The 15244-nt window shown below is 65.3% G+C and carries 15 protein-coding genes; 7 read left to right on the top strand and 8 right to left on the bottom strand.

Annotation, left to right across the window (positions count from 1 at the left end):
* Positions 1-3: 3 nt before the first annotated feature.
* The 5 genes from ACVW1B_RS38915 (at position 4) to ACVW1B_RS38895 (ending at position 5406) form a co-directional block, all read left to right on the top strand.
* Positions 4-1062 (top strand): ligase-associated DNA damage response exonuclease, encoded by a 1059-nt coding sequence (locus tag ACVW1B_RS38915; RefSeq protein ID WP_456777902.1) that lies wholly within the window; start codon positions 4-6, stop codon positions 1060-1062.
* Positions 1059-2711, top strand: a complete 1653-nt coding sequence (locus ACVW1B_RS38910; protein ID WP_456822872.1) for a cisplatin damage response ATP-dependent DNA ligase — start codon at positions 1059-1061, stop codon at positions 2709-2711. The genes ACVW1B_RS38915 and ACVW1B_RS38910 overlap by 4 nt, the downstream gene beginning before the upstream one ends.
* Positions 2712-2905: 194 nt before the next feature.
* On the top strand, positions 2906-3211 hold the full coding sequence (locus tag ACVW1B_RS38905) for a DUF6460 domain-containing protein (RefSeq protein ID WP_028334595.1): 306 nt from the start codon (positions 2906-2908) through the stop codon (positions 3209-3211).
* 20 nt (positions 3212-3231) lie between these two features.
* Positions 3232-3966 carry an MBL fold metallo-hydrolase gene (locus ACVW1B_RS38900; protein WP_456777904.1) on the top strand — a complete coding sequence of 245 codons (735 nt, stop codon included), beginning with the start codon at positions 3232-3234 and terminating at the stop codon, positions 3964-3966.
* Between the two features lie 114 nt (positions 3967-4080).
* Positions 4081-5406: an MATE family efflux transporter gene (locus ACVW1B_RS38895; protein ID WP_456777905.1), complete on the top strand. Its 1326-nt coding sequence runs from the start codon at positions 4081-4083 to the stop codon at positions 5404-5406.
* Between the two features lie 87 nt (positions 5407-5493).
* Here the strand turns inward: ACVW1B_RS38895 and ACVW1B_RS38890 are convergent, their stop codons facing one another.
* The 3 genes from ACVW1B_RS38890 to ACVW1B_RS38880 all read right to left on the bottom strand — a co-directional run bounded on the left by ACVW1B_RS38890 (position 5494) and on the right by ACVW1B_RS38880 (position 8355).
* Positions 5494-6657, bottom strand: coding sequence for an IS4 family transposase (locus ACVW1B_RS38890; RefSeq protein ID WP_456822707.1), 1164 nt, complete (start codon positions 6655-6657; stop codon positions 5494-5496).
* 259 nt (positions 6658-6916) lie between these two features.
* The gene (locus ACVW1B_RS38885) at positions 6917-8014 is read right to left on the bottom strand and encodes a quinone-dependent dihydroorotate dehydrogenase (protein ID WP_225642147.1); all 1098 of its coding nucleotides are present in this window, start codon (positions 8012-8014) and stop codon (positions 6917-6919) included.
* Complete coding sequence (locus tag ACVW1B_RS38880; RefSeq protein WP_028334591.1) at positions 8011-8355, bottom strand: DUF952 domain-containing protein; 345 nt, start codon at positions 8353-8355, stop codon at positions 8011-8013. Before ACVW1B_RS38880 ends, ACVW1B_RS38885 begins: the two co-directional genes overlap by 4 nt.
* A 199-nt stretch (positions 8356-8554) precedes the next feature.
* Between ACVW1B_RS38880 and ACVW1B_RS38875 the strand changes: the two genes are divergently transcribed.
* Positions 8555-9208: a S24 family peptidase gene (locus tag ACVW1B_RS38875; RefSeq protein WP_016844853.1), complete on the top strand. Its 654-nt coding sequence runs from the start codon at positions 8555-8557 to the stop codon at positions 9206-9208.
* Between the two features lie 179 nt (positions 9209-9387).
* Here the strand turns inward: ACVW1B_RS38875 and ACVW1B_RS38870 are convergent, their stop codons facing one another.
* The gene (locus ACVW1B_RS38870; protein ID WP_456777906.1) at positions 9388-10173 is read right to left on the bottom strand and encodes a class II aldolase/adducin family protein; all 786 of its coding nucleotides are present in this window, start codon (positions 10171-10173) and stop codon (positions 9388-9390) included.
* A 260-nt stretch (positions 10174-10433) separates the two neighbouring features.
* Here ACVW1B_RS38870 and ACVW1B_RS38865 point away from each other — a divergent pair, with 260 nt between their 5' ends.
* Positions 10434-11366, top strand: a complete 933-nt coding sequence (locus ACVW1B_RS38865; RefSeq protein WP_456777907.1) for a 2-dehydropantoate 2-reductase — start codon at positions 10434-10436, stop codon at positions 11364-11366.
* A gap of 12 nt (positions 11367-11378) precedes the next feature.
* On the opposite strand, the gene ACVW1B_RS38860 is transcribed toward ACVW1B_RS38865, so the two are convergent.
* The 4 genes from ACVW1B_RS38860 to ACVW1B_RS38845 all read right to left on the bottom strand — a co-directional run bounded on the left by ACVW1B_RS38860 (position 11379) and on the right by ACVW1B_RS38845 (position 15088).
* Complete coding sequence (locus tag ACVW1B_RS38860) at positions 11379-13019, bottom strand: lysine--tRNA ligase (RefSeq protein ID WP_229189382.1); 1641 nt, start codon at positions 13017-13019, stop codon at positions 11379-11381.
* Positions 13020-13200: 181 nt separating this feature from the next.
* Positions 13201-14190 (bottom strand): transporter substrate-binding domain-containing protein, encoded by a 990-nt coding sequence (locus ACVW1B_RS38855; RefSeq protein WP_456777908.1) that lies wholly within the window; start codon positions 14188-14190, stop codon positions 13201-13203.
* A 154-nt stretch (positions 14191-14344) separates the two neighbouring features.
* A complete protein-coding gene (locus ACVW1B_RS38850) occupies positions 14345-14935 on the bottom strand; it encodes an SCO family protein (RefSeq protein ID WP_028339030.1) in 591 nt (196 codons plus the stop codon).
* An 18-nt stretch (positions 14936-14953) separates the two neighbouring features.
* A complete protein-coding gene (locus ACVW1B_RS38845; RefSeq protein WP_276486903.1) occupies positions 14954-15088 on the bottom strand; it encodes a hypothetical protein in 135 nt (44 codons plus the stop codon).
* Positions 15089-15244 lie beyond the last annotated feature (156 nt).

Here is a 15244-nt window from a genome sequence, read left to right as displayed (position 1 = left end):
ACGATGCGCCCGCAAGACATCCTGATGCCCGTCCCGGCCGGGCTTTGCTGCAAGCCCGGCGGCTTCCACATCGATCCTGTCAGGCCGGTCGAGCGGGCACTGATCACCCATGGCCATTCCGACCATGCGCGGGCGGGTCACGGCGCGGTGCTCGCGACCCAGGAAACGCTCGACATGATGCGGCTGCGCTATGGCGAGAATTTCGCCGGCTCGACGCAGGCGATCGCCTATGGCGAGGAGATCAGGCTCGGCGACGTCGCGGTGACGTTTCATCCCGCTGGCCACGTGCTGGGCTCCGCCCAGATATCGGTGACCTGCAAGGACACCCGCATCGTCGCCTCCGGCGACTACAAGGATGCGCGCGACCCGACCTGCGCGCCGTTCGAGCTGGTGCCCTGCGACGTCTTCATATCAGAGGCGACGTTTGGATTGCCGGTGTTCCGCCATGGCGATGCCGCCGGCGAAGTAAACAAGCTGCTGGCCTCGGTCAAACTGTTCCCGGAGCGCGCGCATCTGGTCGGCGCCTATTCGCTCGGCAAGGCGCAGCGCGTGATCGCGCTGCTGCGCGAGGCCGGCTACGACGCGCCGATCTACCTGCATGGCGCGATGGAGAAGATCACTTATTACTATCAGGAGCGCGGCATTGCGCTCGGCGAGCTCCGGCCCGCGCGCGGCATGAAGAAAGCCGAGCTTGCCGGCACCATCACGCTGGCGCCGCCAAGCGCGACATCCGATGTCTGGACGCGCCGCTTTCCCGATCCAGTCACCGCATTCGCCTCGGGCTGGATGCGCGTGCGCGCCCGGGCCCGGCAGGGCGGCGTCGAGCTGCCGCTGGTGATATCAGATCATGCGGACTGGGATGGGCTGACGGCGACGATCGCGGCGACCGGCGCCGGCGAGATCTGGGTCACCCACGGCCAGGAAGATGCGCTGGTGCATTGGTGCAAGACCAAAGGCCTTGCCGCGCGGCCGCTCGATCTGGTCGGCTATGGCGACGAGGATGAAGGCGAGACGGCCGCACTGACCGGCGAGGCCCAGCTCGCCGGCGAGGCGGAAACATGAACCGTTTTGCCGAGCTGCTCGACCGCCTCGCCTACGAGCCCGGCCGCAACAACAAGATCAAGCTGCTGGTCGCCTATTTCCGCGAGACCGAGGACCCCGACCGCGGCTACGCGCTGGCGGCGCTGACCGGCGCGCTGTCGTTCAAGCACGCCAAGCCCGGCCTGATCCGCGACCTGATCACCGAACGCGCCGACCCGGTGCTGTTCGGCTACTCCTATGATTACGTCGGCGACCTCTCGGAGACGGTCGCGCTGATGTGGCCGAAGGCGGAGCTGCCGGGCCACAACAACCCGCCTCCCCCGACGCTGACTGATGTCGTCATCACGCTGCGCACGCTCGGCAAGGCCGAGCTGCCGGCGCAGCTGGCGCGCTGGCTGGACGAGCTCGACGAGACCGGGCGCTGGGCGCTCTTGAAGCTCGTCACCGGCGCGATGCGGATCGGGATCTCGGCGCGGCTGGCGAAGACCGCGGCGGCGGCGCTCGGCGACAAAGACCCGCACGAGATCGAGCTGCTGTGGCCGGGCCTGTCGCCGCCCTATCTCGACCTATTCGCCTGGCTCGAGGGCCGCGGAGACAAACCGGTCAACCGCGACCCTGCGCCGTTCCGCCCGGTGATGCTGGCGCATGCGATCGAGGATGGCGATTTCGCCAACCTCGACGCCGCCGATTTCAGCGCGGAATGGAAATGGGACGGCATCCGGGTGCAGGCGGTGTCCGGCCGCGATGCGCGCGGCCACGTCCAGGCGCGGCTCTATTCGCGCACCGGCGAGGATATCACCGGCAGCTTTCCGGATCTGGTGCCGTCGCTGTATCTGCCCGGCGCGATCGACGGCGAGTTGCTGGTGCTGCGCGACGGCCGCGTGCAGACCTTCAACGTGTTGCAACAGCGGCTGAACCGCAAGGTCGTTTCGCCGAAGCTGATCAAGGAATTTCCGATCCACCTGCGCGCCTACGACCTGCTCGGCGACGACGAGAACGATCTGCGCGAGCTGCCCTTCACCGAACGCCGCGCGCATCTCGAAGCCTTCGTCGCCAAGCTGAATGATCCGCGCATCGATCTGTCGCCGACCGTCCCGTTCGCGAGCTGGGAAGAGCTAGCCGCGGCGCGTGCCGATCCCAAGAGCGCCGGCGCCGGCGACGATGCCGACGCGGTCGAAGGCGTGATGCTGAAGCGGCGCGACGCGCCCTATCTGCCTGGACGGCCGAAAGGTCCGTGGTGGAAGTGGAAGCGCGATCCGCACATCATCGACGCGGTGCTGATGTATGCCCAGCGCGGCCACGGCAAGCGCTCGTCCTATTACTCCGACTATACGTTCGGGGTCTGGACCCATGGCGATGATGGCGACGAGCTGGTGCCGGTCGGCAAGGCCTATTTCGGCTTCACCGACGAGGAGCTGTTGCAGATCGACCGCTTCGTCCGCCGCAACACCACCGAGAAGTTCGGCCCGGTGCGGCATGTCGTGCATGAGCCGGATCAGGGGCTGGTGCTGGAGGTCGCCTTCGAGGGCTTGCAGCGCTCGCCGCGTCACAAGTCCGGCGTCGCAATGCGCTTCCCCCGGATCAGCCGCCTGCGCTGGGACAAGCCGCCGCGCGAAGCCGACCGGCTGGAGACGCTTGAACGGATGTTAATCTCCATGACAGGAAGTTAAATCCCAAGCGCGCATGACAGCCATTGATCGCGGTGCGCGGGTTTCCCATGTGCACCGCCGTGACCTATAATGCGGGCGATTCCGTTAGACCTCGGTTCTGATGGAATCGGAACCGAGGTCTAGGTTTTGTTTTGACGCGTTTTCTTCACGCGAACCGGTGCCCACTTCGCGCGAAAACGCTATTGGAGACAGCAATGCCAAACGACATCCGGGACTTGCCGGCCGGCCGGAGTGACGGCCTGTACCGCTTTCTCGGCGGATCGCCGCTCTCTGTGGCGTTCCGGTTGATTCTGCTGTCGATTCTGGTCGGTGTCGTGCTCGCCGCGATCGGCCTCGATCCATGGAACATCCTCAACAGCATCCGCAGGCTGTTCCAGAGCATCTGGGATTTCGGCTTCGACGCGATCAACTGGGCCTGGCGCTACTTCCTGCTCGGCGCCGTCATCGTGATTCCGATCTGGCTGTTGTCGCGGCTGTTCGGCGCGCCGCGCGGCCGCTGATCTCAGGGAGTTCGCAGCCGATGCAATTGCGATTTGTCGGCTGCGGCGATGCATTCGGCTCCGGCGGCCGCTTCAACACCTGTTTCCACGTCAGCGGCGCGCGCAGCAATTTCCTGATCGATTGCGGCGCCTCGTCGCTGCCGGCGATGAAGCGGCTCGAGATCGACCGCGACGCAATCGACCTGATCCTGATCACGCATTTCCACGGCGACCATTTTGCCGGCCTGCCGTTCTTCCTGCTCGACGCGCAGTTCTCCCGCCGCACCCGGCCGCTGGTGATCGCCGGGCCCGAAGGCATCGAAACGAAACTGCCTGCGGTGATGGAGGTGATGTTCGAGCATTCCTCCAAAACCAAACAACGCTTCGATCTATCCGTCGTTACGCTGGCGCCGCGCGAAACGCGCAGCTTCGGCGAGGTGACCGTGACGCCCTACCCTGTCGTGCATGGCGAGTCCGGCGGGCCGTTCTTCGCGTACCGCGTCGAGGCGGAAGGCCGCATCATCAGCTACAGCGCCGACACCGAATGGACCGACGCGCTGATCCCGGCGGCGCAGGACGCCGACCTCTTCATCGCCGAAGCCTATACCTACGACAAGATGGTCAAGAACCATCTCAGCCTGAAGACGCTGGAAGCGCATTTGCCCGCCATCAACGCCAGGCGCGTGGTGCTGACCCATATGAGCGACGACATGCTCGGCCGCATCGACGATTTGCCCTACACGGCGGCGAGCGACGGCATGGTCGTGGCGCTCTGACCATGCAATGCCTTGCCCGCCGATCTTCCGCCATCGCATTGCTCTGAGAACAATTCCGGCATGGTCGCGCGACGGATGTCGCGATAGAAACGGATATTCCTTGCAATTGTAGCCATGCACGCACCCATCCACCCGAAGATCACGACGCGTCAGGTGTTCGCCATCGCCGGCCCCGCGATGGTCGCCAACCTGACCACGCCGCTGATCGGCATCGTCTCGACCACCGCGATCGGCCGCCTCGACGACGCCGCGCTGCTCGGCGGCGTGGCGATGGCCTCGGTGATCTTCGACTGCCTGTTCTGGCTGTTCGCCTTCCTGCGCATGAGCACGCTGGCCTTCACCGCACAGGCGCAGGGCGCCGGCGAGATCAAGGAATATGCCGCCATCCTGGTGCGCGGCTTCATCGTCGCCGGCCTGATCGGCGCGGCGCTGATCGCGCTGCAGGTGCCGCTCGCCGCGGTCACGTTTCAGCTGATGGGCGGCAGCGAAGGCGTCACGCGCGCGGCCAAAGCCTATTTCATGATCCGGATCTGGTCGGCGCCGCTGGCGCTCGCCAATTACGTCATCCTCGGCTGGCTGGTCGGCCAGGCCCGCGCCAATCTGGCGCTGGCGCTGCAGATCGTGATCAATTTGATCAACATGGCCGCGACCGTGCTGCTGGTGCAGGTCTACGGCACCGGCATCGCCGGTGCCGCGATCGCCGCCGTGCTCGCCGAGACCGCCGGTTTCGCTGTCGGCATCGTCGTGGCCTGGCGGATCTCGCAAGGCGGCTTCGCGGTGCCCGCGGCCACGCTGTTCGACCGCGCCAAGCTGATGCGCATGCTGGCGGTCAATCGCGACATCATGGTCCGCACCGCGGCGCTGATCGTCGTGTTCCTGTTTTTCACCGCCAAGGGCGCGCGCGAAGGCGACGTGACGCTGGCGGCGAATTCGGTGCTGAACAATTTCCTGCTGGTGAGCGCCTTCTTCCTCGACGGCCTCGCCAATGCCGCCCAACAGCTGTGCGGCCGCGCCTTCGGCGCACGCGATCCACGCGGCTTTTCCGATTCGACCCGGCTGGTGCTGCTGTGGGGGATCGGCTTTGCGCTGGTGGTGTCGGTGCTGTTCGCACTGTTCGGACCGGCGCTGATCAATTTGATGACGACCAGCGACGACGTGCGCCGCTATGCGCGCGAGTTCCTGCCGTTCGTGATCCTGGCACCCCTGCCCGGCGTGTTCGCGTTCGGCTTCGACGGCATCTATGTCGGCGCCACCTGGGCGCGCGAGATGCGCAATCTGATGCTGGCCTCGCTTGCGATCTTCCTCGCCACCTGGTGGGCGCTCAGCTCGTTCGGCAACACCGGCCTGTGGATCGCGCTGCTCGGCTTCTACGTCGCGCGCGGCGGCCTGCAGGGCCTGCGCTATCCGGCGCTGCTGCGGAAGACGTTCAAGACGGCGTAAGTCCGTAGCCCGGATGGAGCGAAGCGCAATCCGGGCTACGAAGTTCTCTTCCCCTTCCCCCTTTCAGGCAGGGGTGTCCGGGGAAATTCAGGCATAGCGGAGCTCCATCTGGTCAGGTGAGATGGTTGATTTCCGACGGCTGGGGTTGATGGGCGGAGGTTTGTCGATGGCAGCGAGGGATCGACGCGAGAGCAGGAGCTGGCCGACGAGTTCGGCGAACCTGAGCGGGAGCATTTTGATGCAGTTGGTGTGAGCGGCGATGCGCAGCAGCAGGTAGGCAATCATCGCAGCGAGCACCTGAAGGCGGATCGCGTTGTCGTTGGCGCCGAGGAACTTGCGAATATCGAGATGCTGCTTGATCCAGCGGAACAGCAGCTCGATTTGCCATCGGCTCTTGTAGAGGGCGGCGATCTCGACGGCGCTACGGGCAAGGTCGTTGGTCAGGAGTGTGATCTTGCCGCCTTTCTCGCGTCTGATCTTGATGCGGCGGAGCGGGATTGGAAGGCGCGAATCGCCCTTGCTGGTGAGCTTCACCTCGTCATCGGCAAGGATTTCGAAGCCATCCCCGTTACGCTTGCGGATGGCGCGATGCCTGAGCGAGCGAAGACGGATGCTCGTCTTCGCCCGGGTAACGAAGAAAGCCTTGCTATCATTGATCTTCTGCCACCAGTCGAAACGGCAATAGCCCTTGTCAAACACATAGGTGGTGGCGGGCTGGATTGGGGTCTGTCGGCCGATCTCGATGTCATTGACGTTCGCGGCCGTCATCTCGACGCAGGTCGGGACATCGCTCCTTGGGTCGTAGACGACATGCAGCTTCATGCCGCGGATGCGGCCGTTCCACGTCGCCCAACTGCAGACCTTGCCGAGCGGGATCGGACTGGCGTCGATCAGACGCACCATCTCCATGCCTTCACTCCGCAGCTGGCGACGCGCCATCGCCGACAGCGCCGCAAAGGTTTGCGCGAAAATGCCGATCGGACGGCGGGCATTGGCATCGGACAACGTCGAGCGCGACAGCTTGCCGGTTCCCAAGTGATAGTGATGCTGCGAATTGGCGTTGAAGCCAGTCACCACCCCGCGCAGACTGCTGTTGCCGCTAAGCTGGGCATAGATCAGCGCCACCAGATGATCCCAGCTCCTGAACGACTTGTCGTAGGCATCCCCGTCCAGACGATCCACAACCGTCTGAAACTGCCGTCGATTGATCGGTTCAAGCAGCCTTCCAAAAATGCTACCGCGATATCGCATGCTCGGCCCTCTGTGTCTCGACAACCAGAAAAGACCGATTTGCCTCGGTCCTGCCGAGCATGCACCGCGACACAGTGAATCATTCCCCGGACACCCCTGCCTGAAAGGGGGAAGGTCGGGATGGGGGTCAGCCACAGGCGACGCAGCTCATGGAGAGAGCTGATCCCCACCCGCTTTGCTCTGGCGAGCAAAGCGACCTCCCCTTTTCAAGGGGAGGTTAGGGCGCAGCCGGATTTCGCTTCATCCGGGCTACCCGCACCTACCTCACCGGCCACTCCTCGGCTGTAATCGTCGCCGCATCGGCGCCGACGATTTCCGACAGCGAGTCGCGGCCGGTGCGCAGCAGGGTCGAGGACAGATCGCGCTTGATGTCGTCGACGAGGCCAAGGCCCTTGTAGACCAGCGAGGAATAGAGCTGGATCAGGCTGGCCCCGGCACGGATCTTGGTCAGTGCGGCGCCGCCGCTATCGATGCCGCCGACGCCGATCAGCGGAAACGCGCCTTCGACACGGACATAGGTCTCGGCCACCATCCGCGTCGACAGCCGGAACAGCGGACGGCCCGACAGGCCGCCCTGCTCCTTGGCGCGATTCTCCTCGCGCAAGGTCGAGGGCCGCGCCAGCGTGGTGTTGGCGACGATCATGCCGTCGACGCGGCGCGAGCGGGCGATGTGCACGACGTCGTCGAGCTCGGCGAGGCTGAGGTCGGGCGCGATCTTGAGCAGGACCGGCGAATCGCCGGCGTTCTTGCGCACGCGCTCGCGGGTATCGATGACCCGCGCCAGCAGATCGTCGAGCGCCGCCGATTGCTGCAGATTGCGCAGGCCGGGCGTGTTCGGCGAGGAGACATTGACGGTGAAATAGCTCGCGACCGGCGCAAACGTCTCGATCAGCTTCACATAATCGGCTGCGCGGTCGGGCGAATCCTTGTTGGCCCCGACATTGACCCCGACGATGCCGCCGGCGCTGGCGCGCGCGGCGAGCCGCCGCAGCACGGCCTCCGCACCGTCATTGTTGAAGCCCATGCGGTTGATGACGGCCTCGTCGCGCTCCAGGCGAAACAGCCGCGGCCGCGGGTTGCCGCCTTGCGGCTTCGGCGTCACCGAGCCGATCTCGACAAAGCCGAAGCCGAGCCGCAGCAGCGCGTCGGGCACCTCCGCGCTCTTGTCAAAACCCGCCGCCATGCCGATCGGATTTGGAAAGTTGAGTCCGAAGGCACGCACCGCGAGCTTGGGGTCATCCGGCCGCTGCCGGATCGGCGGCAGCAGCTTCAGGCCCTGGATCGCCATGCGATGGGCATCTTCGGGATCGAACCAACGCAGCAGCGGCAGCGAAAAAGCGTCGAAGGCACGGATCACGGCTTGAGCTCCGGAACGTCGTGGCCACCGTCGGAGCGCGCGCGCAGGTCGAGGATCTCGGTGACCGCGCCGAGGTCGAGTTCGCCATAGAGATGCGGGAACAGCTCGTCATTGCGCGACCGCTCCCAGCGCAGGGCATCGCCCAGCGCATCGGCATCGACCGCGACCAGGAACAGGCCGGTTTGCCCGTGGTAGTGCTTGCGCGCGGTCTCGGCCACCTGGGAGGCGGTGGAAAAATGGATGAAGCCGTCGCGTTTGTCGTCGGCACTGCCCCGGTACACGCCCTGCCGCTCAGCCTCGCGCCAGGCCGAAGCGGGGGTGATTTTGTAGATCATCGGCACGGGCCGGCCTTCCCTTTTGTCCTTGAGTCTCTTGGGGTTTTATCCGGATTTGAGGGGAAATGCCCCAGACGCCATCTGGCGAGCGAGGGACCGTATCGGCGGCGGCGGCGCAACTCAAGCGGTGCCAGGGCACATCGGCCGACAGATTTGCGAAAACGCCAAGTTTCAGGCAATAATTCCTACCATCCGGGATACCTCGATGGCCAAACAGCCCAAAGCCACCCGACCGCTGACCCACGCGCAGGTCTGGGCCGCGCTCGACCGGCTCGCCGAACGCGCCGGGCTGTCGCCGTCGGGCCTTGCCAAGCAGTCCGGACTCGACCCCACCACCTTCAACAAATCCAAGCGCGTGACCGGCGACGGGCGCGAGCGCTGGCCCTCGACCGAATCGCTCTCCAAGGCGCTGGCCGCGAGCAATGCCAGCATGGAGACCTTCGTGCAGTTGCTCGGCGATGGCGCGCGCGGCGGACAGTCGGTGCCGCTGATCGGCTTCGCGCAGGCCGGCGCCGGCGGCTATTTCGACGACAGCGGCTTTCCCGCCGGCAAGGGCTGGGATGAAGTGGCGCTACCGGCGACATCAGACGAACACGCCTATGCGCTGGAGATCGAGGGCGACTCGATGAAACCGGCCTATCGCGAAGGTGACATCATCGTGGTGTCACCCGCGACCGCGATCCGCCGCGGCGACCGCGTGGTGGTGCGCACGACCGGCGGCGAGGTGATGGTGAAAGAATTGAGACGCCGCACCGCCAAGATGCTGGAACTGGCGTCGCTCAATCCGGAGCACCCCGACCGCATGCTCGATGCCGAGGAAGTCGCGTGGATCGCACGCGTGGTGTGGGCGAGCCAGTAGCCGGCTAAACCAGTAGCCACATAACCACTGTCGTCCCGGCGAAAGCCGGGACCCATAGCCACCGAAGATTATTGCTACACCACGCTGGGGCCGCAGCGCGCTTCAACAACGCGACCCTGTGGTAATGGGTCCCGGCTTTCGCCGGGAGACGGCGGAGGTTAGAGCGCCATCCAAGCCCATTACGTCGCGTAGTCCGGCTCCTTGCGATCGAGCATCCGCTTCAGCGCATCGAAATGCCGCTGCGCCGGGGACGGGCCGTTGTAGAGATGGTCGTCGCGGAAATCGCGTTTGGTCTTCTCCACCACATGCTGCGGCAATTGCTTGAGCGGCTGCTGGGTCCACATCGCGTAGATCTGCACCTGTGCGGCGCGCTCGATGTAATAGAGCCGGTCATAGGCATCGGCGACCGTCTCGCCGACGGTCGAGATGCCGTGATTGGCCATGAACAGGATGGTCTTGTTGCCGATCACCTTGGCGAGCCGCGCGCCTTCCTCGGGATCGAGCGCGGGGCCGGTGTAGAGGTCGTCATATGCGATCGCCTCCGACAGCCCGACCTCGGTCTGGCCGATCTCCTTGATCCGCGGATCCTCGAGCCGTGTCAGCGCGCTCGCATAGGGCATGTGGGTGTGGAACACGGCCTTGGCCTGCGGCAGCGCCTTGTGGATCGGCGCATGGATGCAAAAGCAGGAGCGCTCGACCTCACCCTCGCCGCGCTTCACCTCGGCATCGTCGATGCCGACCTCCATGAAGGAGGATGCTGTCACCTCCGACCAGTGCATGCCGAACGGGATCTGGTAGTAGCGGTCGGTGCGGCCGGGCACCACCAAGGTGAGGTGGTTGAAAATACCTTCCGAAAAGCCGTGGATGTAGGCGAGCCGATGCGCCGCCGCGAGATCGACCCGCGCCTGCCATTCCTCGGCGCTCGAACTGTCCTGCAGCGATGTCGGCGAAACCCTGAACTGCATGCGCATGCTCCCGTCTGTGCCGGCCTCTCGGCGGAGGCCGTGCTGATTTTATGGATGCGAGTGTAGCGCAATCCGGCGCCAGGCTCCGGTGAAATTGCCGATGGCCTGCTATCCGAATTTTGCGGGCTCGGCGTCATTGTGTGATGATGCGCTGCGAAGATCGCGGATCGGCGGCTTCGTTGGCTGCGGCGGAAAGCCACATGAGCGGCCTGCACTTTCCAACCCAACGCAACCCACTCCGCAAAGCCCAGAGTTACGCAATGACAGGACCATCCGACCGCAAGACCATCGCCATCGTCGGCCTCGGCAGCATCGGCGGCATCGTCACCGGCCTGCTGCGGGCGGTCGACAAGCATGACGTGATCGCCTGTGTCCGGCGCCCGCTCGATCGGCTCACGGTCGAGCGGGCGGAAGGCACGGTGGAAGTGCCGCTGCGCGCCCTCACCGATCCGGCAGCGGCTACGCCGGTCGACTGGGTGTTGTTGTCGACCAAGGCGCAGGACACGGAATCGAGCGCGCCCTGGCTGCAAAGGCTGTGCGGGCCGCGGACGCGCGTCGCGGTGCTGCAGAACGGCATCGGCCACGCGGAGCGGCTGGCGCCATTGGTCGGCGCCGCCACGGTCGTGCCGACCATCGTCTATTACAACGGCGAGCGGCTGGCGCCGGATCGCATCCGTTTCCGCCGCGCCGGCGAGCATGAATTCGCGGTTGCCGATGACACAGACGGACGCGCGTTCGAAGCGCTGCTGGATGGCACGGCGATGCGCGTGCGGCGCTCCGCCGATTTCACCACGCTGGCGTGGCGCAAGCTTCTGCTCAATGCGGTCGCCAATCCGATCACCGCGCTCACCTTGCAGCGGCAGGCGGTGTTCCGCCGCGCGGACGTCAAGGCGCTGTGCCGCGCAATCCTAGAGGAGGCCGCGAATGTCGGCCGCGCCGACGGCGCCCAGCTCGCGCCCGACGAGGCCGAGCTGATGCTGGCGACGTTGTTGACCTATCCGCCAGACGCCGGCACCTCGATGTATTTCGATCGTGTCGCGGGACGCCCGTTCGAAGCCGATGCTCTCACCGGCGCGATCGTCGCGGCCGGCGAACGGCACGGCGTGCCGACGCCGCTCAACGGCCTGCTGCTGACGCTGCTGCGCGCCACCAGCGACGGCCTGCGCGACGCGGCGCAGGCCGAGCGGCGATGAGCGCCGCGATCCCTACGACGACCGCGCCAGCGCGCCGTCGATCATGTTGACCGCGTTCTGCACGCCGTAGACCGCGACGAAGGAGCCGAAGCGCGGGCCCTTCTCCTGGCCGAGCAGCACCTGGTAGAGCATGTTGAACCAGTCGAGCGAGACGCCGGGACGGCCGTCCTTGCCCTTCTTGACCATGTCGAGGAACGGCTCGCGGCGGCCGATCTCATAGACCACGTTCTGGATGTCTTCCGCGGTCGCGTTCGCCGGCATGTTGGCGAGCGCATCGCGCAGATCCTGCAGCGCAGCGCGCTCTCCTTCGGTCGGCTCGCGGAACTGCTTGGTCGGCGCCACGAAGTCGCGATAGTAGTTGATGGCGTAGCCGACCATCGCATCTAACTTCGGATGGGTCTGCGGCGTCACGCCCGGACGATAACGGCCGATGAAACCCCACAGCGTCTCGGCATTCTCCGCGTTCGACGACGACACCAGCGTCAGCAGCAGCTGGAAGGTGACCGGCATGTCGGCCTGCGGCGGCTTGCCGGAATGGATGTGCCAGACCGGATTCTGCAGCTGCTGCCGCGCTTCCTGCCGCGTGAAGCCGTCGAGGAATTGCTGGTAGTCGTCGACATTGCGCGGGATGACGTCGAAATAGAGCCGCTTCGCCGCCTTGGGCTCGCGATACATGAACAGCGACAGCGATTCCGGCGAGGCATAGCGCAGCCACTCGTCGATCGTCAGGCCGTTGCCCTTCGACTTCGAGATCTTCTGGCCCTTCTCGTCGAGGAACAGTTCGTAGTTGAAACCTTCCGGCGGCGTGCCGCCGAGCGCCGAGCAGATCTTGCCCGACAGCTTCACCGAGTCGATCAGGTCCTTGCCGGCCATTTCATAGTCGACACCGAGCGCGTACCAGCGCATCGCCCAGTCCGGCTTCCATTGCAGCTTGCAGCGGCCGCCGGTGACAGGAACCGTGACGGTCTCCTTGGTATCGGGGTCTTCATACGAGATCGTGCCGGCCTTGGCGTCATGCGCCGTCACCGGCACGTAGAGCACAAGGCCGGTGCGCGGACAGATCGGCAGGAACGGCGAGTAGCTTGCCGCCCGCTCCTCGCGCAGCGACGGCAGCATGATCGCCATCACCTTCTCGATCCGCTCCAGCATGCGCAGCAGCGCGGCATCGAAGCGGCCGGAGGTGTAGTACTCGGTCGAGCTCGCGAACTCGTAGTCGAAGCCGAACTGGTCGAGAAAGGCGCGCAGCCGCGCATTGTTGTGCTGGCCGAAGCTCGGATGGGTACCGAACGGATCGGGCACCTTGGTCAGCGGCTTGCCGAGATGCTGCTCCAGCAGCTCCTTGTTCGGCACGTTGTCCGGCACCTTGCGCAGGCCGTCCATGTCGTCGGAGAAGGCGAGCAGGCGCGTCTTGATCTTGTCCTCGGTGAGCACGCGGAAGGCGTGGCGCACCATCGTGGTGCGCGCGACTTCGCCGAACGTGCCGATATGCGGCAGGCCCGATGGGCCGTAGCCGGTCTCGAACAGCACCTCGTCCTTCGGATTTTTCTTCAACCGCGCCACAATCGCTTTCGCCTGCTCGAACGGCCAGGCGTTGGATTGTTCGGCGAGCGCCCGCAGGTCGCTCGGGCTGGCAGAAGGATCAATCACGGACATTCCTCAGGTTCTCTCCAAAAAGGCCGCGAAAACTAACGCTTTCGCGGCAAAATGCAAAACGACGGGAAGTTTGTCGTCATTCCGGGGCGATGCGCAGCATCGAACCCGGAATCTCGAGATTCCCCGGGGTGCAATTGCACCCCTGAGGTCTGGCCCTACGGACCATCCCGGAATGACGAACTCAGAACGGGCTGACCGAGAAATAGCGCAGCCACAGATCGGTGAAGCGGCCTTTTTCCCAGATCCGGAACAGCGCCCAGTTCAGCGACTGCCGGAGCAGGTCGTTGCCCTTGCGGACCGCGATGCCGACGCCCTCGCCGAAATAGCGGCTCTCGACAAAGGGGCCGCCGGCAAAGGCGCAGCATTCGGCGGAATCGGTGCCGTTGATCCAGAACGCGAGCGAGATCGCATCGCCGAAGACGAAGTCGACCTCGCCGCGGCGCAGCGCCGCGCGCAGCGTGTCGTTATCCGGATAGGAGTGGATTTCGGCGTCGGTGAACATCGCCTTGAGGTAGGCCTCGTGCGAGGTCCCGGCGATGACGCCGACCTTCTTGCCCTCGAGATATTCCGGGCGGATTTCCGGCATCGCGTTGTCACGGCGCGACACGAAGCGGGCCGGCGCGCGATAATAGGGATCGGTGAAATCGACCTTGGCGCGCAGCTGCGGCGTCACGGCCATCGACGCGATGATGGCGTCGCCCCGGTTGGTCGCCAGGGCATCGATCAGGGTCTCGAAGCGGCGCATCTGGATGGTGCAGGTGACCTTGATCTCGTCGCAGAGCGAACGCGCGAGGTCGACGTTGAAACCGGCCGGATTGCCGTCGGGACCGGTGAAATTGAACGGCGGATAGTCGGTCTCGGTCAGAAAGCGGATCACGGTGAGGCGCGACAGGTCCGGGCGGTCCGGCCGGCGCCGCGGGTCCCAGAAACCCGGCACCGCCTGCGGCGCGGCCTCGGCGGCGGCCTTGGGCGGCAGGGTCGGGGCCGCCTGGGTTGCCGCGGGGGCCGCAGGCGCTGCCTGCGGTGCAGCCGGCGCCGAAGGTGTCGCTTGTGCGGGGGCCGCCTTGGTGGGCGGAGCCGGAGCAGGAGCCGTCTTGGCTGCCGGCGCCTGTGCGGGGGGTGTCTGTGCAATTGCAGGGTACGCCAAGGCCAGCAAGGCAGCCGCGATCATGCCCGCGGCCAGGCAAAGCTGGCGCGAACGGACGGCAAGGGGCTGGACAGAGGGATTTGGCATAACCGGCAATTTCAGGAAATTGAACGGCTTATAGCCGAATCGGCGCCTGAAGCGAGCGCCGATTGGGTTAATTCTGAACCGGAAAGGGCGATCAGAGATACCGTTTCAGATCGGCCGCCGCCTCTTCCGGCGTCCGTTTCAGATTGAACGGCGCGACGAAATGACCGTCGCGGTCCATCAGATAGATCAGCGCGGTGTGGTCCATCGTGTAGTCGCCATCCTTCAGCGGCACTTTCTTGGCGTAGACACGATAGCTCGACAGCACCTTGGCGATCGCGGCGGGATCGCCGGTCAGGCCCTTGAGGTGCGGATCGAAGCTCGACAGGTAATCCTTCATCGCGGTGGCGGTGTCGCGTTCCGGATCGACCGAGACGAAATAGGCATTCACGCGATCGGCGTCCTTGCCCATCGCCTTCAGGACCTCCGAGATCTCGAACAACGAGGTCGGGCAGATATCCGGGCAATGGGTGAATCCGAAGAAGATCAGGGTCGGCTTGCCCTGGAGGTTCTTGTCGGTAACGGTCTGGCCGGACTGGTCGGTGAGCTGGAACGATCCGCCGATCGCGGCCGGCGCGGCAACGGTGCGCAAGCCGCCGATCGCCCACAGCATGAGGAACAAGCCGACCGCCAGACTGCCCGCGAAGGCAGCGAAGATCACCAATGGGCGCGTGGTCCGGGGCATGATGCGAGGGCGTCCTTGTCAGAAGCAGGCGGAGATGCCGGCCGTGATCATTTCGAAAAACACCGCGGTCCCGTAGTGGAACCAGAGCGCGGCAGCGGCAAGCAGGGCCAATCCGCCGATACCGGCCGCACCCCACAGGATCGCAGACGCCACCCGGGTCTGTGGAGCCGTTACGAGCTCGGATCGGGTGGAGATCGGCTGAACCATGAGGCTGAGATAAGCCGGGTTCCGGCAGGCAGCAAGCGCAATGGCGGTCGCAGGCCGTCAAATGATGGCGAGCGATTCCGGTGCCGGCGCGTTCATGCCCCG

It is taken from the genome of Bradyrhizobium sp. USDA 4502, from assembly GCF_054063355.1.
This window is presented reverse-complemented; position numbering and strand designations above follow the sequence as displayed.